The organism is Streptobacillus ratti, assembly GCF_001891165.1.
Lineage (GTDB): Bacteria > Fusobacteriota > Fusobacteriia > Fusobacteriales > Leptotrichiaceae > Streptobacillus > Streptobacillus ratti.
Window position 1 is genome coordinate 1 of record NZ_LKKW01000121.1, and the last position, 265, is coordinate 265.

The following is a 265-nucleotide window of genomic DNA, read 5'->3' on the forward strand; positions in this document are numbered from 1 at the left end:
TATTTTTCATAATACTCCTTTCAAATTACATAAATTCAACATCAGAATTTAAAATATAAACCATGTCTTTTCTTTCAACAACGATTTTTATTTTATCTTTAATATTTTTATCATCAAACATTTTCATTTCAACTACAGGAGCTTCAGATATTGTTAATAAATAATCAAGTATATATTTAACATTTAAGGCTATTTTTAAAGTATCTCCCTCATAAATACAATTAATTTTTTCCTTTGAAACTGCTAAATCATTACTTCCTACTAC

1 pseudogene is annotated in these 265 nt (G+C 22.3%); it reads right to left on the bottom strand.

The annotated features are described in order from the left end of the window. Nucleotides 1-25: 25 nt before the first annotated feature. Nucleotides 26-265, bottom strand: a pseudogene (locus BT993_RS07055) (hypothetical protein); the annotation flags it as partial.